Annotated in this window: 19 protein-coding genes; 8 read left to right on the forward strand and 11 right to left on the reverse strand. The window is 66.1% G+C overall.

What is annotated here, in order from left to right:
* Positions 1-227 precede the first annotated feature (227 nt).
* The 5 genes from ACWPMZ_RS11695 (at position 228) to ACWPMZ_RS11715 (ending at position 3,718) form a co-directional block, all read left to right on the forward strand.
* On the forward strand, positions 228-761 hold the full coding sequence (locus tag ACWPMZ_RS11695; RefSeq protein WP_455704239.1) for a CarD family transcriptional regulator: 534 nt from the start codon (positions 228-230) through the stop codon (positions 759-761).
* A 129-nt stretch (positions 762-890) separates the two neighbouring features.
* On the forward strand, positions 891-1,604 hold the full coding sequence (locus ACWPMZ_RS11700; protein WP_455704240.1) for a head GIN domain-containing protein: 714 nt from the start codon (positions 891-893) through the stop codon (positions 1,602-1,604).
* A 96-nt stretch (positions 1,605-1,700) separates the two neighbouring features.
* Positions 1,701-2,450 (forward strand): head GIN domain-containing protein, encoded by a 750-nt coding sequence (locus ACWPMZ_RS11705; RefSeq protein ID WP_455704241.1) that lies wholly within the window; start codon positions 1,701-1,703, stop codon positions 2,448-2,450.
* A 57-nt stretch (positions 2,451-2,507) separates the two neighbouring features.
* On the forward strand, positions 2,508-3,305 hold the full coding sequence (locus ACWPMZ_RS11710) for a head GIN domain-containing protein (protein WP_455704242.1): 798 nt from the start codon (positions 2,508-2,510) through the stop codon (positions 3,303-3,305).
* A gap of 80 nt (positions 3,306-3,385) precedes the next feature.
* Positions 3,386-3,718 carry a hypothetical protein gene (locus tag ACWPMZ_RS11715; RefSeq protein WP_455704243.1) on the forward strand — a complete coding sequence of 111 codons (333 nt, stop codon included), beginning with the start codon at positions 3,386-3,388 and terminating at the stop codon, positions 3,716-3,718.
* A 2-nt stretch (positions 3,719-3,720) separates the two neighbouring features.
* Here ACWPMZ_RS11715 and ACWPMZ_RS11720 read toward each other — a convergent pair whose 3' ends face one another.
* Entirely contained in the window at positions 3,721-4,662 is a 942-nt protein-coding gene (locus tag ACWPMZ_RS11720; protein WP_455704244.1) for an L-threonylcarbamoyladenylate synthase, read from the reverse strand.
* A 127-nt stretch (positions 4,663-4,789) separates the two neighbouring features.
* On the opposite strand from ACWPMZ_RS11720, the gene ACWPMZ_RS11725 reads away from it, so the two are divergent.
* Entirely contained in the window at positions 4,790-5,608 is an 819-nt protein-coding gene (locus ACWPMZ_RS11725) for an ATP-binding protein (protein ID WP_455705141.1), read from the forward strand.
* A gap of 9 nt (positions 5,609-5,617) precedes the next feature.
* Here ACWPMZ_RS11725 and ACWPMZ_RS11730 read toward each other — a convergent pair whose 3' ends face one another.
* Positions 5,618-7,054 carry a PQQ-dependent sugar dehydrogenase gene (locus ACWPMZ_RS11730; protein WP_455704245.1) on the reverse strand — a complete coding sequence of 479 codons (1,437 nt, stop codon included), beginning with the start codon at positions 7,052-7,054 and terminating at the stop codon, positions 5,618-5,620.
* Between the two features lie 63 nt (positions 7,055-7,117).
* Here ACWPMZ_RS11730 and ACWPMZ_RS11735 point away from each other — a divergent pair, with 63 nt between their 5' ends.
* Together ACWPMZ_RS11735 and ACWPMZ_RS11740 are read left to right on the forward strand one after the other, a co-directional pair.
* Positions 7,118-7,600 carry a GAF domain-containing protein gene (locus ACWPMZ_RS11735; protein ID WP_455704246.1) on the forward strand — a complete coding sequence of 161 codons (483 nt, stop codon included), beginning with the start codon at positions 7,118-7,120 and terminating at the stop codon, positions 7,598-7,600.
* 112 nt (positions 7,601-7,712) lie between these two features.
* Positions 7,713-8,615, forward strand: coding sequence for a hypothetical protein (locus ACWPMZ_RS11740; RefSeq protein ID WP_455704247.1), 903 nt, complete (start codon positions 7,713-7,715; stop codon positions 8,613-8,615).
* A 55-nt stretch (positions 8,616-8,670) separates the two neighbouring features.
* On the opposite strand, the gene ACWPMZ_RS11745 is transcribed toward ACWPMZ_RS11740, so the two are convergent.
* The 9 genes from ACWPMZ_RS11745 to mnmE form a co-directional block, all read right to left on the reverse strand.
* Positions 8,671-11,100 (reverse strand): hypothetical protein, encoded by a 2,430-nt coding sequence (locus ACWPMZ_RS11745; protein WP_455704248.1) that lies wholly within the window; start codon positions 11,098-11,100, stop codon positions 8,671-8,673.
* Positions 11,072-11,842, reverse strand: coding sequence for a fimbrial biogenesis chaperone (locus ACWPMZ_RS11750; RefSeq protein ID WP_455704249.1), 771 nt, complete (start codon positions 11,840-11,842; stop codon positions 11,072-11,074). The genes ACWPMZ_RS11745 and ACWPMZ_RS11750 overlap by 29 nt, the downstream gene beginning before the upstream one ends.
* Positions 11,843-11,858: 16 nt before the next feature.
* Complete coding sequence (locus ACWPMZ_RS11755) at positions 11,859-12,350, reverse strand: Csu type fimbrial protein (RefSeq protein ID WP_455704250.1); 492 nt, start codon at positions 12,348-12,350, stop codon at positions 11,859-11,861.
* 199 nt (positions 12,351-12,549) lie between these two features.
* Positions 12,550-13,044 carry a Csu type fimbrial protein gene (locus tag ACWPMZ_RS11760; protein WP_455704251.1) on the reverse strand — a complete coding sequence of 165 codons (495 nt, stop codon included), beginning with the start codon at positions 13,042-13,044 and terminating at the stop codon, positions 12,550-12,552.
* 101 nt (positions 13,045-13,145) lie between these two features.
* Positions 13,146-14,132, reverse strand: coding sequence for a ParB/RepB/Spo0J family partition protein (locus tag ACWPMZ_RS11765; RefSeq protein WP_455704252.1), 987 nt, complete (start codon positions 14,130-14,132; stop codon positions 13,146-13,148).
* On the reverse strand, positions 14,129-14,905 hold the full coding sequence (locus tag ACWPMZ_RS11770) for a ParA family protein (RefSeq protein WP_455704253.1): 777 nt from the start codon (positions 14,903-14,905) through the stop codon (positions 14,129-14,131). The genes ACWPMZ_RS11765 and ACWPMZ_RS11770 overlap by 4 nt, the downstream gene beginning before the upstream one ends.
* A complete protein-coding gene (gene rsmG, locus ACWPMZ_RS11775; RefSeq protein ID WP_455704254.1) occupies positions 14,902-15,531 on the reverse strand; it encodes a 16S rRNA (guanine(527)-N(7))-methyltransferase RsmG in 630 nt (209 codons plus the stop codon). The genes ACWPMZ_RS11770 and rsmG overlap by 4 nt, the downstream gene beginning before the upstream one ends.
* Positions 15,528-17,360, reverse strand: coding sequence for a tRNA uridine-5-carboxymethylaminomethyl(34) synthesis enzyme MnmG (gene mnmG / locus ACWPMZ_RS11780; protein ID WP_455704255.1), 1,833 nt, complete (start codon positions 17,358-17,360; stop codon positions 15,528-15,530). The genes rsmG and mnmG overlap by 4 nt, the downstream gene beginning before the upstream one ends.
* 67 nt (positions 17,361-17,427) lie before the next feature.
* A complete protein-coding gene (gene mnmE / locus ACWPMZ_RS11785) occupies positions 17,428-18,702 on the reverse strand; it encodes a tRNA uridine-5-carboxymethylaminomethyl(34) synthesis GTPase MnmE (RefSeq protein WP_455704256.1) in 1,275 nt (424 codons plus the stop codon).
* Positions 18,703-18,704: the final 2 nt, after the last annotated feature.

Below are 18,704 nucleotides of genomic sequence, written 5' to 3' on the forward strand. Positions count from 1 at the left end.
GCGAAAATCCGGGCATATTCGCTGGCTCTTATACGAGGGCTGGCAATTTTGTTGCGAATCTGCTACATAATGGGGCAACTGCCGCGCGCCCGCGTGGTCCGGCAGCCGATAGGACAAGCAGGAGCCTGATCCCCAACGTCAATTCGCTAGCTGTCTGCCGTGCATCGGGCGCGGCCGTCCAGGCTTTGACATTGCGGCCCAGCCCCCTGCCGACGAAAGGAACATTCATGGCTGCGATTGCGCCCGCCTTCGATGTCGGCGATTATGTTGTTTACCCCAAGCACGGCGTGGGCCGTGTCATCGAGCTGCAGAGCGAGGAAATCGCCGGAATGCAGCTCGAACTTTACGTTCTTCGCTTCGAGAAGGAACGGATGACGCTCCGCGTTCCGGTCAACAAGGTCGAAGCGATCGGCATGCGCAAGCTTTCGAGCGACAAGACGCTCAAGGAAGCCATGGAGACGCTGAAGGGCAAGCCCAAGGTCAAGCGGACCATGTGGAGCCGGCGCGCGCAGGAATACGAAGCCAAGATCAACTCGGGCGACCTGGTGTCGATCGCCGAAGTGACGCGCGACCTGTTCCGTCCGGAAGACCAGCCGGAGCAGTCCTATTCGGAACGCCAGATCTTCGAAGCTGCCTCGAGCCGTCTCGCGCGCGAGCTTGCCGCGATGGAGAAGACCGACGAGCCGACCGCGCTGGAGAAGATCCTCTCCGTGCTGCGCAAGTACGCTCCGCAGTACTACGAGAACGCCGAAGAGGCCTGATCGCGAGTGCGAACTATCAAGCAAAGGGCCGTCCGGGCGACCGGGCGGCCCTTTTGCGTGTGGCGCCCGATTTACCCTTGCTACATTTGTAGCGTGGCGCTACAAATGTAGCGTCATAGGGAGATCGTCATGAGGAACACGTTGGTCATCGCCGGTGCGAGCATCGCTCTTGCCCTGACGGCATTTCAGGCGAGTGCCGCGCCCGAAAGTGTCCGTAGCTACAGCTTAAGCGGCTTCGACAAGATTGCCGCGGCCGGCCACAACACCATCGTCGTCTCGGTCGGCGGGGCGCCTGGCGTTCGCGCCAGCGGCGATCCTGCCGTGCTCGACAAGATGGAAGTCGTCGTCCGCCGCGGCGCGCTGCATATCCGCCCCAAGGAACAGTACCGGCAGAATTTCTCGTGGCGCCTCCTTCCGCGTGCGACCTACCGCGTGACTATGCCGAAGCTGGTCGACGCGGCACTGGCCGGTTCGGGCGGCATGACCATCGACCGCGTCGGCGGCAGCGACTTCTCGGCCGCCGTCGCGGGATCCGGCGAGATGCGCATTGCCAACCTGGCGGTCGACGACGCGGCCATGAGCGTTGCCGGTTCGGGCAACCTCATCGTCGCCGGCCGCGCCAGGTCCGCCGACCTGTCCGTCGCGGGCTCCGGCAAGCTTTCGGGCCGGGACCTGAGCGTGGGGACAGCCTCGGTATCGATGGCGGGGTCCGGGATTGCCGAGGTCGAGGCCCGGCAGACGGCCGACGTCTCGGTAGTGGGCAGCGGCCGCGTCGATGTGTCCGGATCGCCCAGGTGCTCCGTTTCGCGCATCGGCCCCGGCAAGGTCCGCTGCGGCGCGTGACCCGCTGAACGCACCACTTGCATCGACCAAAGCCCGTTGCGACGCCTCCTGTCATCGTGTATTGCTGCAGTAATACACAATGACAGGAGGTTTGCCGTGGGCTTCAAGAAAGTGCTGCAGGGCCTCGGCCCGGTGATCGCGATTGCCGTGGCCGCCGGCATCGCCGGATGCGACAAGGCGAAATTCACCGTCAACGGCAGAGAGGGTGTGCCGCTGGCGGACCTCGACCTGACCGGCATGACCCCGACAGAAGTGGTCCTCCTCGGCCCCGACAATCTCGAAATTCGTACCGGCGAAGCGCTGTCGATCGAGGTCGATGGCGATCCCGCCGTCGTCGAGCGGCTGCGATTCGCCCTGGACGGAGAGACGCTGGCAGTCATGCGCGGCCGGGGCGAAGGCAGCGGCACGGCGACGATCATCGTGACGTTACCGAGCCCCCGCAAACTCACCGTCGGCGGGTCGGGTTCGATAACGGCAGCCGAACTTATCGGTAAGTCGGAGGTCAACGTGCTCGGTTCCGGGTCGCTCTCCATCGCGGGCATTTCCGCCGACCGTCTCTCGGTGACGATCGCCGGCTCGGGCTCCTTGCGCGGCGGCGGCAAGGCTGAACGGCTCGACCTGGACGTGCTCGGAAGCGGCAGCGCCCACCTCGACGAACTGACCGTCGACCGGGCGGACGTAACCATCGCGGGGTCGGGCGGCGCCGCCTTTCGCTCCGACGGCGAAGTCGAGGCCGAGATCCTGGGTTCGGGCAGCGTGACCGTGCGCGGCGACGCGCGGTGCAAGGTCCACTCCGTGGGATCGGGCACGCTCGTGTGCGAGCGCAACACCGAACCGGCTGTCTGATTGAAGATGGCTGACGGGGCCTTCAACAAAGACGACCCGCCCGCTAGTGCAGTGGGCATGCCGACGAAGAAGCCAAGCAAGCTACGCAAGCGTGAAATCCTCCTCGCGCTCGCTCTGGGTGGGGTGGGGACATTCGGAGCGGCGCTCACGCTGTCCGAAATGCGCCACAGCGAAAGCGAGCCCGCACCGGTCGTGCGCGTGGAGCAACAAAATCCACAAGGCTACGTGGTGGGCGATTTCGACGAGGTCGCGATCGTCGGCCCGCAGAACGTCATCATCTCCACCGGGAAGGAACCGTCGGTCCGCGCCGAAGGGTCGCCCGATGCCGTTGCCCAGTTCGACGTGGTGGTCGAGGACGGCCGCCTCGAGATCCGTCCGAAGGAAGGGTTCGACGACGACTGGTCGGGCCTTGAGGGCGCGACATTCTACGTGACGGTGCAGACGGTGCGCGAGATCGTGCTCGCAGGGTCGGGCGACGTCAGGATCGACAACCTGGAGGGCGACGAATTCGAGGGAACCGTGGCCGGCTCGGGCGAACTGGCGGTGGGCAAAATCTACGTGCAGGACGTGGACCTGTCGATCGCCGGCCCCGGGGACATCGTGATCTCGGGCGATGCGAGCGACGTGAACGTGGCCATCGGCGGACCCGGGAACGTTCGTGCGGGCGGCCTCGACACCTCGACGGCGAGTGTTACGGTTGCGGGTCCCGGCAACGTCGAGCTTTCGGTGCAGGAGCAGGCGAAGATGTCGATCTTCGGCAGCGGCGACGTGTCGATCGCGGGTCCGGCCAGTTGTTCGGTATCGAAGATGGGCGGCGGCAACGTGACCTGCAACGGGCGCATCGTTCAGGACTAAGCCTGTACTTTCGTCGCATTGCCGGTTCACGGCGGCGCAATTTCGCGTCAATTAAGGCCCCTCGCCTGAGGAGCCGACGCATGAAGACCACCGCGAGAATGCTGGCCCTGGTGGCCGCCGGGCTGTCCCTTCAGGGGTGCCTTGCCAAGACCGCTTTCGACGTCGCGACGGCGCCCGTGCGCATCGCCGGCAAGGCGGTCGATCTGGCGACGACCAGCCAATCCGAGGCGGACGAGAAGCGCGGCCGCGAGATTCGCCGCCGCGAGGAAGAGCTCGGCAAGCTCGAGCGCAAATACGAGAAGCTGATGAAGCAGTGCTCCGACGGCGATCGCCGCGCCTGCTCCGATGCGCAGACCGCCTACGCCCAGATCCAGGTGCTGCTGCCCACCGTACCGGTCGAAAACCGCGACTAGGTTCAGGCTGCCGCGCGGCGCAGGCGGTCGTTGATCGCCGCGCCCATTCCGGCTTCGGGGATTGGGGCAATGGCGATCCGCGGCATCGCGGCCGCCGCCGCCAGATGCAGGCTGGCATAAAGCCGCGCCGCCGCCTCGGCCAGATCGCCCGAGGTCGAGAGCGAGCAATCCCCTTCGACCTCGCCGAACCCGATCAGGAACTCGTCCTCGTCCGCCCGCTCTGCATTCAGCCGCACCGGCTTGCCGGGCGAGTAATGCCGCGCGAGCTGGCCGGGCGCCTCGATCTTCCCGCCTTGGACAGGCAGGCCCGGACCCAGGCGGGCTTCGATGCCAGCCAGATCGATCGGCCCCGGGCGCAGGAGCTGCCAGCCGTGCTCGCGCAAGGCGACGATGGTCGATTCAAGTCCGCGGGGGCATGCGCCTCCGTCGAGCACTGCATCCACTCTGTCGCCCAGCGAAGCGACCACGTGGCCCGGCTCGGTCGGGCTGACCGATCCGCTGGCGTTGGCCGAAGGCGCAGCGAGCGGCAGATCGACGGCGTCGAGCAGGGCGCGGGTCGCGGGGTGATCGGGCATCCGCAGGGCGACGGTCGGCAATCCGGCGGTCACGGCAGGCGCGAGACTTGAATCGGCCCGCAAGGGCAGCACGAGCGTCAGCGGGCCGGGCCAGAACTCGGCGGCAAGATCCTGCGCCCGTTGGTCAAGCACTGCCAGCCGCCGGGCCATGTCCATGCTGGCGACGTGAACGATCAGCGGGTTGAAGTCGGGCCGGCCCTTGGCGCGGTAGATTGCCGCCACGGCCTCGGCCCGGTCGGCGCGCGCGGCAAGGCCGTAGACCGTCTCGGTCGGCACGGCGACCAGCCCCCCACCGCGCAGCAGCGCGGCGGCCCGGGCGATGCCCGCGTCATCGGGTTGCAGAATCTCGGGCTTGCTCGCGCCGTTCATGGCTCGCGCGCTACAACCCCCGGCTGCCTGGCGCCAGCCCGGCATCCCACGCCGCGGACCGCCCCGATCGATCCCGCCGGGCGAACGGACCTTGACGTGCCGCCGCGCGATGCCCGAACTGCGCGGCATGGACGATCCCGGCGAAACCCTGCGTGCCCTGCTGGCGGGTCTGAGCGAAAACAGGCCCGCGCCGGCCGACTGGTCGTCGGCCCCTGCCTACGTGTGGGACGGACGCGCCGCGCGGGCGGTCGCCCGGATCGACGCGCCCGCGCTTTCGCTTCTGCGGGGCATCGACGCACAGAAGGAGGCGGTGCGGACCAACGTTGCGCGGCTCGCCGCCGGCCAGGCGGCCCACGACATGCTGCTGTGGGGGGCGCGCGGCATGGGCAAGTCGGCCCTCGTGCGCGCGGCGACCGTCGCGGCGCAGGGTGACGCGCCCGAGCGGCTGGCGCTGGTGCAGGTCGGGACCGATGCGCTGGACGGCCTGCCGCGCCTCTTCACGCAGTTGGAGGGCGGCACGCGCAAATACCTGGTGTTCATCGACGATCTGGGTTTTGCCGAGGGCGATTCGGTGGGGCCCCGGCACTTGCGCTCGTGGCTCGAGGGCGGGGTCGAATCGCGCCCGGCCAACGTGCGCCTGGCCGTCACCTCGAACCGCCGGGCCATCGTGGCGCGAACGATGGCGGAGCAGGACGACCCCATCAACCAGCGCGACGCGGTCGACGATCGGCTGGCGCTGGCCGACAGGTTCGGCCTCTCGCTGGGCTTCCACGCCTGTTCGCAGGACGATTACCTGGCAATCGTCGAAGGGTACGCAGCCGAATACGGCCTGGCCTGGACGCCGGCCGAGGCGCTGGAATGGGCCAAACGCCGCGGCGCCCGGTCGGGCCGGATCGCCTGGCATTACGTCACCGAACTGGCCGGGCGGGCCGGCCGGCGGATATAGCGGCGGGTCCTAGGGCTCGTCGAAGGCCCGGCGCGGATCGCCGGTCAGGCCTTCGCGCGGGGGCAGCGGCTTGCCGGTAATGCGCACCTGCGCGCCTGTCGGCGCCGCACCGGGCGAGGTGACGCGCCAGATGATCCCGGCCGTATCGTCGCTGACCAGCAAGGCGCCGGTCCGGTCCCAGCCGACCCAGGTCGGGCGTCCGAAGGTCTGGTCGTCGTTCTTGAGGAACGACTTGAGCACCGGGACGGGCTTGCCCACCGGATTGCCGCGCTCGTCGAACGCCACGTACACAACGTCGTAGCCCGAGGCGGGCTTGCGGTTCCAGGACCCGTGCCGTGCCACGAAGGCGCCGTGATCGAACCCGGCGCCCATCGTGCTGCCTTCCTGCGTGAACGCGAGGCCGAGCGCCGCGACGTGCGGGCCGAGGGCGAATTCGGGACGGCGGGTGTACTCGGTCAGGAAGCGCGGCATCGGCGCCTCGACGCGCGTGTCGACGGTGTCGCCCCAGTAAAGCCAGGGCCAGCCGTACTGCGCGCCGACCGGGACATTGGTCATGTAGTCGGGCACCAGGTCGCTGCCGAGCTGGTCGCGCTCGTTGACCGTGGTCCACAATTCCCCGCTCCAGGGGTTCCAGGCGAGACCGTTGGGATTGCGCAGGCCCGCGCCGTAGAGGCGGCTCGTACCCTTGGCGATGTCGTATTCGTGGATCGCCGCGCGGCCCTCCTCCACTTCCATCCCGCCTTCGCCGATGTTCGACGCCGAACCGACGGTTATGTAGATCCTGCCCCCATCGGGGCTGATCACGATGTTGCGCATCCAGTGGTTGCCCGCGCCGGGCAGGTCCATCAGCTTTTCGGGCGTGCCAGTGAGAGTGGTCGCGCCCGGCTCGTAGTCGAAGCGCAGCAAGGCATTGTGATTGGCGACGTAGAGCTTGCCGTCGGCCCAGGCGATGCCGCCGGGCGAATCGAGGCCCGAGCGCAGGACGGACTTGCTCTCGGCCTTACCGTCGCCGTCGGCATCGCGCAGCAGCACGATCCGGTTGGGCGACGGCACCGAGGCGCCCGCCTTGCTGAACAGGAACCCGGCGACGACGTTCGTCAACCAGCCACCCGAAATCTCGCGCGGCGGCGCGTTGGTCTCGGCGACGAGGATATCGCCGTTCGGCATGGCGTAGAAGATGCGCGGATGCTCGAGACCCTCGGCGAAGCGGGTTACTGCCAGGCCCTCGGCCGCACCCGGCGCGGCGCCGTCGGGCCACCCGGCCGGTTCGAACACCTTGACCGTCGGGATGGTTTGGGGGTCGGGTTCGTGCAGCTGCGGGTCGTCGCCCGTCACCGCTTCGACCGAGTATTCCGCCGGATCGCCGCGCAGGACCCACCAGCCGGCGACGGCAAGGACGACGAGCAGCACGACAACGGCGATGCCGATTTTCTTGAGGATTCCCATGCCCGCTGGATAGGACAGCGCCGGGCTTGCGGCAATGGCGCAGCGCGCCTAGCGGCAGCGGCGATGTACGACTTCGCGCTCGATCCCGCCCAGCCCAAGCCCGAATTCTACCGCGATCTCGTATCGGCGGCAGACGGCCTGACCGCGGGCGAGCCCGACGCGGTTGCCAACATGGCCAATGTCGCGGCGCTGATCTGGCAGCTCGTGCCCGATCTCAACTGGGCGGGCTTCTATCGCGCGATCGACCGCGAACTGGTGCTCGGGCCGTTCTGCGGCAAGCCCGCATGCATCCGGATTCCTTTCGGTAGCGGCGTGTGCGGGGCGGCGGCCGCCACCGGGCAATCGCAACTGGTGGCCGACGTCCACGCCTTTCCCGGGCATATCGCCTGCGATGCTGCCAGCCAGTCCGAGCTGGTCGTGCCCGTGCTGCGCGAAGGCCGCGTCATCGCCGTGATCGACTGCGATTCGCCGGTTCTTGCCCGCTTCGATGCGCAGGACCGAGCGGGCTTTGAAGACCTGGCCGCGCTGCTCTCCTCGCGCATGTGAAACGCCCCGATCCGGGACAGGGCCCGACAACGCCCTGTCGAGCCTGCCGTGCGATGGTAACTTTCGGGTTAACTCGCGGGTGAAGGGCCCGAATCGACAGGGGAAGAACCAGATGAAACGCGCTGCATCCGCCCTCCTGGCTGCCACCGCAGCCCTCGGCATGACCGGCCAGGCCGTGGCGCAGGACGCCTATGTCCTGCCGGCCCCGCCCCCGCCCGTAGTGTCCCACCCCGGCGGTTCATACGCCGGCGGATACTCGGTCCAGACGCCGATGGCCCAACCGGTCCCCATGCCCATGCACGGCGTCGGTCCGGCACCCTACCCCGTTCCGCTGCCTGGCCCCGCTTATGGCGCCCATGGTTATGGCGGCCCGGCCCCCTATCCCGCCCAAGGCGAGCACTGGGACCATTACGGCCAACGCGGCCTCCCGCCGTCCTACTCCATCGGCTACACGCGCGAAGAGCGCGACGGCTGGCTGAAGAACTGCCGCCTTGCCTACGAAGGCGCCATCAAGAAGGACACGGCGATCCTGGGCGGCATCGCCATGGGCATCGGTGGCGGTTTCCTGGGCTATGAAGCCACCAAGGGCAGCGACCTGCGGCGGATCGGCGGCACGCTGGTCGGCGCCGGCGTGGGCGGACTCGTCGGCCTGGCGCTCGGCGCGCTGATCGGCGGTGCGTTCGAGAAGAAGAAGAAGCACGAGTGCGATCGCTATCTGGAACGTTACGAAGGCGCCGGCCGCCTGCCCGGCCCGCCCGCCGGCTTCGACTATGGATGGCGGCAGAACGGCGGCTTCAGCTACGGCTACGGCGCCTACGGTTATCACACGATCATGGTCCCCGTGCAGGTCGGCGGAGGCTACACCTACAGCGCCCCGATCAGGACCGAGCACAAGTACGTGACCGAAGAGGTGATCGAGGAAGTCGTCACCCGGCCTGCTCGCCGCGTGGTGCACAAGGCCCCGGCGACCAAGACGAAGTACGTGCCGGAGAAGCGCGTCCGTTACACCAAGTAAATCAATGAGTTGAACGAAAACCCGAAGTCGCGCCGCGCGACTTCGGGCTTTGTCGTCAGGGGAGGCCGGGAACGGCGTCTGCCCGTGCGAGCCCGGCGATCGCTCCGCCGACGCACTGCAGCGGGGGCCCTTCCACGTCGTCGGTCACCGGGTTGGTCACCAGGTCCACCACGCATCTGTCGGCCCCCTTGCCCACCAGCAGCCTGCCGTCGGCCCCGGCGGCATTGATCTCGACGTAGCCGTCGAACCCGATCATCGTCTTCTCGCCCGAGGGTTCGGCCGCCACCGGCATTCCGGCCGGAAGAGGGTTGCCGCCAGCGTCGAGGACCCGGCGGATGACGGGGCGATAGCGGACGATGTCGAGGTCCACCACGCCGACCGAGCCGCGCGGCACGTAGATGAGCTTGGAAGTGGCGCGCGCCAGCGAATCGAGCGGAAGCTTGAGACCGTCGACGTCGATCGCGGTGGGCCCGGTGTTGGGCAGGCCCTCGACCAACAGTACGCCGCCGCGCGAGGTGACCCCCGCCGGCCGGTTCTCGCGCATGACGGTCACGCCGTCGACGTTGCCAGTCGTGCGCACCAGCGCCAAGCTGGACGTCGTCTGGTTGCGGGCGAAGACCTTGTTATCGACGAAAATCAGGGTCCCGCGGGCGTTGGCCCGGCCGCTGAACTGTCCGTTGACCTGTTCGGCCTGGACCTCGAGCCGGCCGAAGTCGCGCCTGACGGAGGCGGAGCCCGAGATGCGCTGGATGTCGCCGTCCAGATTGCCCTCGATCGCATAGCCGATATCGCCAGGCTCGGCGTCGAACTTGCGGAAACCGCCGCTGTAGCCTTGCCGACCGTTGGTCACCGTGCCGCTGGCGTAACCGCTCCTGCCCTTGCCGAGCTGGACCGACAGTCCTGCAAACAGGGCATAGGACGTGCCACGCTCGGACCGGCGGAGCGATCCGTTGGTGTAGAGGTCGATCCCATCCCGCACGCGCGTGCGCAGCGACAGGTTGAGCGCGTCGATCCGCCGCTCGAGGCGCGGGAAACGCGGGTCTTCGCGGTTTTCCAGCCGTGTGGCCGACACGTTCGCGCGTATCGTATCGCGCAGATCGAATGATACCTGACCGAAAAACCGCTTTGGGACCGCGAAATCGCCGAGTCTTGACGCCACATCGCGGTATTTGCGGCTCGGAAGCGTCGCCCCGGCACCGAAAGACAGCCCGCGACCGGCCGATTCCACCGCCAGATCGAACAGCGTGCCGGTGCCGGCCCGCGTATCGCGACTGGCGCGGGCCTCGACCGAGGCGTGGACCAGGGCGGCGATGATGACGTCCGTCCGCCCGCCGATGTTGCCGGTCCCGCGGGTCCATTCGCCCGATCCTTCGAGCGTCAGATACGGCGAAAGCCCGCGCCGATAGAAGGCGCTGGCTGCAAGCGGACCGTAATCTGCGGATTTCTCACCGTATCGTCGTCGAACGAAGCCCAGATTCGCGCCGAATTGGGAGATATCCTTCGCCAGCATCGCGCGCGAAACGTAGAAGCGCGTCGACTGGATGATCTCGCGGCCGATCGAGTCTCGCAAGACGACCGATACCTCCCCCCGCCCCTCGGTACCGGGCAGGTTTCTGACGGTAAATTCCCCGGGCTCAATCTCGCCCAGGCTGGTTCGTCGGTCGTTACTGATGATGTCTATACCTGTCGGGACGGCAACTTGCCCGCTGAACGATGGGAGCGGGACGGTAACGAGATCCGGGCGGAGGGAAAAATCGGACGCAATCTTGAGGCCGCCCAGGCGCAGGGCCCGTTGCGACTGTCCGCCGGCACTGATGAGATCGCCCGCCGTTACGGCGAGCCCCTTGTCGGGAATGTACAGGTTGGCACTGGTATCGAGACGCTTGAGGCCGGGACGGCCCCGGCCATTGTCGGAAGAAATCTGCAGGCCCGATTGAAGGTGGGCATTTCCCCGCACGAGAACGGGGTCGAGATAGCCGCCGACGACCGATTTTCCGGCGCCGGCAGAGGCAGTCAGGTCGTAATTGAGACGTAGTGCAGTAATCGGATGACTTTCGCCGATCTCGGTGGAGCGGCGGGCCAGATCGATCAGGTTCTTGCCGTCGCTCTTGCGGAACAAAGATATTTCAAGGCGTTGGCGGAAGGTATCGAATTGCCACTTGGCGATTTCAAGCGAGCCGAGCGGTATGTTGCCGTGCAGATCGTCGGGCACGGGCAGGCCGGCGGCGCGCGCGCCGTCGGCATCGATCAACAGCTCCTTACCGCGCCAGGTCAGTTCGACCATGCGGCTGCGGGCGGATCCATCGACGACGATTTCGGATAGGCCGGGACCGCCGGCTGCGGCGACGCTGCGGGCGTCGATCGCGGGGTCGCGGGCGAACGGATCTTCCTGCGCTCGGGCGGGCTGGTGGCCGGCCAGTGCGACGATCAGCGCCGCAAGGAGCGTGAAGAATCGGCTAGCTGCAGAGCGATTCGGGCTCGACATCGACCATCTGGCCGTCGAGCTGGGCGGAAATCTTGATCCGTCCCAACGCGCAGCCCCCGTTCAAGGGCCAGGTGATCGTCGAGTTGCCCTGCACATAGCGCAGCGAATTGCGCTCCACTTCCACTTCCCGGCCATCGAGGGTCGTCACCGTCATGGAAACGATCCGGCTGGTCTGGCCCCCGTTGTTGGCGAGCTCGAGCCGGTCGGACGCGATACGCCAGGCGAGGCGTGCCGGTTCGGCCGTTTCGCGATCGGTAAAGACCGGGAGGGTGAAGCGGATAAGAGCCGAAGCGCCGCCCTGGGCGTCGACTTCGGGATCGGGCAACTGGTCGACCGCCAGGCGAAACCTCTTCTCGCCCTGGCTGGCCGCCGACCGGCGCACGACGCGCACGATCTGGGTCTGGCCCGGGGGAATCGAGGTAATCGAGGGAGAAACGGCAAGGTCGGAACTCAAGGCGTACTGGTCTTCGCCATTCGACTGGGTCCAGGCGAAGATACGCGTCTGAACCGGCATCGTCCGGCTGGAAGTATTGGTGAGGCGCATCGTCGCGGTCGTCTCGCCGGCGTCGAATTCGAAGCGTAGCGGAGTGATGTTGAGCGCTGCGGCCGTATTGGCGCCGGCCGACCCCAGGTCGAGCTGGCCGGTGGACTGGGCCTGCGTGGCGGACGCCACCAGGAACGCGAACGACCCGCCTGCCACAGTCAGCACAGTCTTGAGCATGATGGCGGCAGCGCGGGTCATTCGTCGGTCCAGTCTGTTAGAAGGTGACCGTGACGGTCACGATGTCGTTGTAGCTGTCGGCGCGGACGGCAGCCGCCGTCGACGGAATGCGGCCGTAAGCGGTGATCACCTTGGGCAGCGCATCGGCGGCCACGAAGCTGAAAGCACTGGCACCGGTCGACCAGGCGACCGAACGTGCAGTGTCCTGGAAGATGCTGTAGGGCACCTTCTCACCGAACGAGGTACCATTCATGTTGCGCTGCAGGGTCGGGCCCGAACCGCTGGCATGCTGGCCCCAGTTCATCTCGACCTGGTAGTCAGTCTGAGCGGTGCAGGTGACGGTGACGTTGGACGTGGCATCGATATCCGCGCCGCCGATCTTGTTGGCGACGAAGGTCATGCCGGTCGCACCAACCGAACACGAATCGAGGATGTTCACGGTGACCGGCATCTGGGCGCTCGATTGAGCGAAAGCCGGCGTGGCAAAAGTAGCGGCGGCAGCAGCCGCCACGATGATGAACTTACGCATGTAGTGATCCCCTTAGTAGTAACGGCATGTTTCAGCCGCAGCACTCCATGCACCGGAATAATTGAAATTCTCTAAAACGCTGAAATTATGCTTGCCTATTCTCCAGTATCACTACCTAGGCCCGTATGGTTAATACGGGGTAAACGATGATGGAGTTGCTTTGCGCTTACGTCGCTGACCAATGCATGGCAAAGGACGCTTAGAAGTTGACGGTGATCGTCAACGTGTCGCGATAGCCGCCGGCGGCCAGCTTGTTGGCGGTCTCGGTGCGGCCATAGACGGTATGCACGAAAAGGCCGGTCGGCCCCGAATTGCCCGGAACGTTCTGCAGCTTGCCGACACCCCAGACGTGGCTGCGCGGCGGGTCGCGGTAGACGTCGTACCCGAAGTAGGCGCCGTTCACCGGGTTGCGCATCCGGCGGTTGATCCCCTGGGCGTGAAGGCCCCGGTTGATGTCGATCGTATAGGGCAGGTTCGGGGTGCAGATCAGGGTAATCGTGGCCGTCGCATCCGCCTTCACGTTCGTGAAGGGCGGCAAAATGATGAAGATCATCGGCGTCGCGACGATCTGACACCCTTCCTTCTGCACGAAGGAAACCGGCATGACGGTGGTCGACTTGAGCTGGGCGTGAGCCGGGGTACCCGCGCCAAGCGCGAGGGCCGTAGCGCAGAGCGCTCCCGCCAATTTCCCCATTGAATTCATCCCCGACCTCCAAGTCGCGGGATGGCCAATAGTGGAAATGGCTTAGGCGAAGGTAAACGGCGCGGAAACGCTGTGTTTACCGGTGATCGGCGTCAGATGTCGCCACCGGTCAACCGCTGGCAGATGAGATCGAGCTGATCGAGGGTGCGATAACGAATCGTCACCGCACCGGAGCGCGGATCGGGATCGGTCGCGATCTTGACCGCCAAGCCGAGATATTCCTCCAGATGGCTTTGCACCGCGGCGATATCGGCATTCTTTGCCGGATCGGCCGCAGGGCGAGCCTGGCGCTTGGTGGTACCCCCCTTCTCGCCCCGGGCCAGCTTTTCGACCTCGCGCACCGACAGTTTCTCGCGCACCGCGCGCTCGGCCAGTTCTTCGGCCGTATCGATGCCGACCAGCGCGCGGGCATGGCCCATGTCCAACCGGCCGCATTCGACATGGTCGAGCACCTTCTCGGGCAGGGCCAGCAGGCGCTGCAGGTTGGCGACGTGGCTGCGGGACTTTTCGACCAGCTTGGCGATGTCGGCCTGGGTCATGTCCTGCTGATCGGCCAATCGCTGATAAGCGCGCGCTTCCTCGATAGGGTTCAAATCCTCGCGCTGGATATTCTCGATGAGCGCCAGAGCCATGACATCGTGCTCATCAAGATCGCGAATTAATGCCGGTATTTCATGGACTTGCGCCTTTTGCGCGGCACGCCAGCGGCGCTCGCCGGCGACCAGCTGGTACCGCCCGCCAGCCAGTGGCCGGACGATCACCGGCTGGATCACCCCGCGCGTGGCGATCGACTGGGCAAGCTCCGCCAGCGCATCCTCGTCGAATCGCCTGCGCGGCTGCTCGGGATGCGGCTCGATCGCGCCGACCGGAAGGTTTGCGAGGCCATCGACCGCCTTGGCCGCCGTCTTCACGCGCGGCACGGGGTTGCCGTCGGCATCTACGTTGGGATTCAAGCGGATCAGCGGCTCTTCGCGGCGCGCCTCGCCAAGAAGGGCACCCAGCCCCCGCCCCAGCTTGCGCCGCTGCGCCGCCTTGTCGGGAGCGGTGTTGTCCTGCGCGGTATCGTCCTGCTGGCTCATGCTGCTTTCCTTTCCCGGGGCAGACGTCCGATCAGTTCGCGCGCAAGCGCCATGTAGGCCCTGCTGCCGGCGCATGCCTGGTCGTAGATCAGCGCGGGCAAACCGTGGCTCGGCGCTTCCGAGAGGCGGACGTTGCGTGGAATGACCGATTCGAACACCAGGTTACCCAGGCATTCGCGCACGTCGTCGGCCACCTGATCGGTCAGGCGGTTGCGGCGATCGAACATCGTCAGCACGACGCCGACGATACCCAGGTCCGCATTAAAGCCTTCCTGGACACGCTCGACAGTGCGGAGAAGTTGGCTGAGACCCTCCAGCGCGAAGAATTCGCATTGCAATGGGACCAGCAGAGTGTCGGCGGCGGTTAACGCATTGAGCGTGAGGAGCCCGAGCGAGGGCGGACAGTCGATGAAACACACATCGTGTCCACGGTGGTCGCGCAAGGCTCCGCGCAAGCGAGTCGCCCGTCCTTCTTCCGTAACAAGCTCGAGTTCGGCCCCGCTGAGATCGACGGTGGCCGGGACGACATCGAGGCGGGGAATGTTCGACGGCACCATGCAGGCGTTCACCGACATATTCTCGATCAACAGGTCGTAGCTGGTCTGCACTCGGTGGCTGGCGGGGATTCCCAGACCGGTCGAGGCGTTTCCCTGCGGGTCGAGATCGACCAGTAGCGTGCGCCATCCGGTCGCAGCCATCGCTGTGGCGATGTTGATTGCCGTGGTTGTCTTGCCGACTCCCCCCTTCTGATTGGCGATCGCGACCGTGATCATGGTTGTTCCAATCTGCCTTTCCCGACAAGGATGCCGGCCTCACCGTCTGTAACCGAATGTTCCAGGTGGAACTTGGAACGAAGCTTTGGAGGAAGTGAACTCAGTTCTTGCCCTGCGGAGCGCCCCTTCGGCAACAACCAGACGGTGTCGCGTGTGGAAAACCGGGCGGCCAAGTCGAGCAGCTTTTGCAGCGGGGCAAAGGCACGGGCGGAAATCACACTGGCGTCCAGTGCTGACACTGTCTCCAAACGCTCGCCACGAACTTCACAATTGGTCAGTTCCAACGCCGAAGCTGCCAACGTCAGAAACTCCGCGCGCTTCTTGCGCGATTCGACAAGGACGTAGTGGCGCTCGGGCTGCATGGCCGCAACAACCAATCCCGGGAATCCCGCGCCGGTACCCAGATCAAGCCAGCTCTGTGTTCCACGTGGAACATAACTAAGCAGTTGCGCACTGTCGGCAAAATGGCGCGTCCAAACCGACGCTTCACTGGTTTTCGCAATCAGGTTCTGCTGTTCATTCTCCTTGAGGAGCAAAGATGCGAAGTTTTCGAGGCGCTCCATCCCAGCCTGATCGGTCAGACCGGCACAAAAGGCGCGCGCTTCATCCTCATTGCTTAGTATCACGCTGCTTGCTTCCACTTGCGCGCATGGACCAGGATTGCTGCAATCGCCGCGGGGGTGATGCCGCGCACGCGCTGGGCGTCAGCAAGAGTAGCCGGGGTTGCCGCTGCGAGTCGCTCGATCATCTCGTTAGACAGCCCGGGAACGGTTTCGTAAGGGAAGCTCAGCCCCAATTGTACAGCACCGCTGGATCGCAAATCGGCGAGCTCGGATTCCTGCCGCGCGAGGTACGGCGCATAGCGCGCATCCTCGACGACCTCTTCCAGCAGGCTATCATCTTGAGCAAGCTCGGAATTCAGCCAGGGATGGAGGGCATCAATGGAGACGTCGGCCCTGAGCCACTCGGCGAGTGTGCGCCGTTCTGCCGAAGATCGGCCGATTGCGCTGCCCTGGACGACTTGGTCGAAGGAGGCGGCCAGTTCGTCCTTACGCGCTTCGTGGCGTTCGAACCAGGTCCGGCGCTGTGGACCTACACACCCGGCGTCGATCGCCAAAGGGGTGAGCCTGGTTGAAGCATTGTTGGCTCGGAGACGCAGGCGGTATTCCGCGCGTGAGGTGAGCATGCGGTACGGCTCGCTGACACCATGGAGCGTCAAGTCGTCGACCATGACGGTCAGATAGCTGTTGGCCCTGTCGAGCGGCACGGTTGTGCAGCCCAAGATAGAAGCGGCAGCGCTCATCCCCGCAATCAGCCCCTGCGCGGCGGCCTCCTCATAGCCCGTGGTGCCGTTGATCTGGCCGGCGCAATAGAGTCCGGGAATGACACGGACCTCCAGGCCCGGCGACAGAGCGCGGGGATCGATGTGGTCGTACTCCACTGCATAGCCAGGCACCGCCATTTCAACACGGTGGAGGCCCTCGATCGTGCGAAGCATCGCAAGCTGGACATCGGTCGGCAGTGAAGTGCTGATCCCGTTGGGATATACGAGGTGCGTTGACAGCCCCTCCGGCTCCAGGAAGATCTGGTGGCCATCCCTGTCGGCGAAGCGGTGAATCTTGTCCTCGATCGACGGGCAATAGCGGGGACCGCTTGCCTCGATCGCACCGGTAAACAAGGGCGAGCGTGCGAGGTTGGCGCGGATGATATCGTGACTGCGTTCATTCGTCCGCGTCACCGAACAGAACACCTGCGGATTGCACCGTGCGGGTGTCATGGGCGACATGGTCCACGGTTCGCGATCGGAAGGCTGTTCGGCGAGCACGGCCCAGTCGATCGTCCGGCCATCAAGTCGCGGGGGCGTACCCGTCTTGAGCCGGGCCATCGGCAGGCTCGCGTCGCGCAGGCGCGCTGCAAGACGATGGGCCGAGGATTCACCGATCCGGCCGCCGTCGAGCCGTTCCTCGCCGCGGAACAGCTTGCCGCCGAGAAACGTCCCTGTGCAGAGGATAACCGCCGGGGCATGCAGCGCCCCACCGTCGCCTAGTCGCAAGCCCGCGACTTTGCCCCCCTCCACCATGAGGTCGGCCGCCTCGCCTTCTACCAAGGTGAGATTGTCCTGCGCGGCGAGCATCGCCTGGATTGCCGCCTTGAACAGGACGCGGTCGGCCTGGATCCGCGGGCCCCAGACGGCCGAACCCTTCGAGCGGTTGAGCATCCGGTAGTGAATCGCCGCGGCATCGGCCGCGCGGCCGATCAGGCCATCGAATGCGTCCACCTCGCGCACAAGATGACCCTTGCCGAGACCGCCGATGGCCGGGTTGCAGCTCATCGCGCCGATCGTCGCCAGGTCGAAACTCACAAGCGCCGTTCGCGCGCCCATACGCGCGGCAACGGCCGCCGCTTCGCAACCCGCGTGGCCCCCACCAACGACGATGACATCGAATGCAGTCATAACGAGCGCGCGATAGAGATTGGCGAGGGTAAGGTCAAAGTGCGCCACTGTTCCACGTGGAACATTTCTATTTTCCGATACAGAAGCGACCGAACAAGGCGTCGAGCATATCCTCGGTCGACGCTCGTCCAGTCAGCCGATCGAACGCGAGCCGCGCGCCGCGAAGCATCTCGGCAACGACCAGCGGATCGCGGGCCAGCGCCGCCTGGCGCAAATTTGCCGCTGCCCCGCCTATGAGGTCGCGCTGGCGGCGGCCGAGTGCCGTCTGCCCCCGGACGGGTAATGATTGGCGAGCGTGTTCGACGAGAAGCTGGCGCAAGTCTCCCATACCTTCGCCGGTCACCGCGGATACCTGTGCGATGGCCGTCCGCTTGACGTTGGCGTCACTCGCATCGACGCGCGCGGCGATCTCCCACGCGCCGTCCGGGCCCTCGCCCTCAGGTCCCAGCCAAAGCACGCAATCCGCGCGGGCCAACTCGCCATGTGCCCTGCCGATCCCCTCCCGCTCAATCGGGTCCGCGCCGTCAGCCCGCAGGCCAGCGGTATCGACGAAGGTGAAGGGGATGCCCGCCATGGCCACATTGCGCACGATCACGTCTCGCGTTGTTCCGGCCACAGGGGAAACGATCGCCGCTTCCTCTTCAAGCAACTTGTTGAATAGGGTCGACTTTCCGGAGTTTGGCGGTCCTGCCAACACCACTCGGTAGCCTTCGCGCAGGGTCTCCGCATGGGGGGCCCGCAGGGCCTGCTCGAGATCGCTTGCTAAAGCTCCAACCTCTTCGGCGAACTGGGCCGGCAGGCCTTCCACATCCCCTTCGTCGTCGAAATCGAGCACCGCCTCGACCCGGGCGGACAGCTCCATGAGGCGCGACAGCCAGCCCTCGACCGCACGCGACAGGCTGCCCTCGGCCAATCCCAATGCCGAGCGCCGCTGGATTTCAGTCTCGGCCATGACGAGGTCCGCCAGCCCCTCGACCTGCAACAGGTCCATCCGCCCATTGGCGAAGGCGCGGCGCGTAAACTCGCCCGGCTCCGCCATGCGCAGCCCATCTTGGGCCGCCAGCGCGCGGCATACGGCATCGACCACCGCGCGTCCGCCGTGAAGCTGCAGCTCGGCGCAGTCCTCCCCCGTTTCCGAACTTGGCCCGGGAAACCACAACACCAGCGCCCGGTCGAGCAATTCGCCATCCGCATCGCGCAGCGAGGTGAGCACCGCGCGGCGCGGCTGCGGCAGGCGACCTGTCAGCGCTTCGAGCGCGTGGCCGGCGCGCGGGCCGCTGATCCTGACGACGGCGATCGCGGCCGGCGGAGCGCCGCTGGAAAGCGCGAAGATCGTGTCCATGC

It is taken from the genome of Tsuneonella sp. HG222 (assembly GCF_053819185.1).

Coding starts and splice junctions, on each gene's coding strand:
- ACWPMZ_RS11715 (WP_455704243.1), top strand. CDS start 3,386: ATGAAGACCACCGCGAGAATGCTGGCCCTGGTGGCCGCCGGGCTGTCC.
- ACWPMZ_RS11730 (WP_455704245.1), bottom strand. CDS start 7,054: ATGGGAATCCTCAAGAAAATCGGCATCGCCGTTGTCGTGCTGCTCGTC.
- ACWPMZ_RS11710 (WP_455704242.1), top strand. CDS start 2,508: ATGCCGACGAAGAAGCCAAGCAAGCTACGCAAGCGTGAAATCCTCCTC.
- ACWPMZ_RS11755 (WP_455704250.1), bottom strand. CDS start 12,350: ATGCGTAAGTTCATCATCGTGGCGGCTGCTGCCGCCGCTACTTTTGCC.
- mnmG (WP_455704255.1), bottom strand. CDS start 17,360: ATGACTGCATTCGATGTCATCGTCGTTGGTGGGGGCCACGCGGGTTGC.
- ACWPMZ_RS11700 (WP_455704240.1), top strand. CDS start 891: ATGAGGAACACGTTGGTCATCGCCGGTGCGAGCATCGCTCTTGCCCTG.
- ACWPMZ_RS11735 (WP_455704246.1), top strand. CDS start 7,118: ATGTACGACTTCGCGCTCGATCCCGCCCAGCCCAAGCCCGAATTCTAC.
- ACWPMZ_RS11695 (WP_455704239.1), top strand. CDS start 228: ATGGCTGCGATTGCGCCCGCCTTCGATGTCGGCGATTATGTTGTTTAC.
- ACWPMZ_RS11725 (WP_455705141.1), top strand. CDS start 4,790: ATGGACGATCCCGGCGAAACCCTGCGTGCCCTGCTGGCGGGTCTGAGC.
- ACWPMZ_RS11745 (WP_455704248.1), bottom strand. CDS start 11,100: ATGTCGAGCCCGAATCGCTCTGCAGCTAGCCGATTCTTCACGCTCCTT.
- ACWPMZ_RS11740 (WP_455704247.1), top strand. CDS start 7,713: ATGAAACGCGCTGCATCCGCCCTCCTGGCTGCCACCGCAGCCCTCGGC.
- ACWPMZ_RS11770 (WP_455704253.1), bottom strand. CDS start 14,905: ATGATCACGGTCGCGATCGCCAATCAGAAGGGGGGAGTCGGCAAGACA.
- ACWPMZ_RS11760 (WP_455704251.1), bottom strand. CDS start 13,044: ATGGGGAAATTGGCGGGAGCGCTCTGCGCTACGGCCCTCGCGCTTGGC.
- ACWPMZ_RS11765 (WP_455704252.1), bottom strand. CDS start 14,132: ATGAGCCAGCAGGACGATACCGCGCAGGACAACACCGCTCCCGACAAG.
- ACWPMZ_RS11750 (WP_455704249.1), bottom strand. CDS start 11,842: ATGACCCGCGCTGCCGCCATCATGCTCAAGACTGTGCTGACTGTGGCA.
- mnmE (WP_455704256.1), bottom strand. CDS start 18,702: ATGGACACGATCTTCGCGCTTTCCAGCGGCGCTCCGCCGGCCGCGATC.
- ACWPMZ_RS11720 (WP_455704244.1), bottom strand. CDS start 4,662: ATGAACGGCGCGAGCAAGCCCGAGATTCTGCAACCCGATGACGCGGGC.